Raw genomic sequence first — 268 nt, forward strand, 5'->3', positions numbered from 1 at the left:
CTTCACCGGGCGACGGTCCATCGTCGTCTGCGGACGGGTAGCCCGGACAGGTGCGTAGCACCGCCTCCGGGAAAAGAGTGGTCGGGGTTCAGAAACGATGGCCTGCCCCCCGGCTTGCGCTGTGCTTAGCCGGGCTACCGCTACGCTTAACCGGACTACCGTTGTGCTTCATCGGGCTACCGCTGCGCTTAACCGGGCTACCGTTGCGCTTCTCCGGGCGACGGTCCATCGTCGTCTGCGGACGGGTAGCCCGGACAGGTGCGCAGCA

Annotated in this window: 1 protein-coding gene; it reads right to left on the reverse strand. The window is 66.4% G+C overall.

The window, feature by feature from the left end; all coding sequences use genetic code 11:
• Positions 1-88 precede the first annotated feature (88 nt).
• Positions 89-268: hypothetical protein (locus tag CWM52_RS26460; protein WP_165785448.1), on the reverse strand; the 180-nt coding region annotated here is incomplete at its 5' end.

The organism is Raoultella sp. T31 (assembly GCF_002806725.1).
GTDB classification, from domain to species: Bacteria; Pseudomonadota; Gammaproteobacteria; order Enterobacterales; family Enterobacteriaceae; genus Klebsiella; species Klebsiella electrica.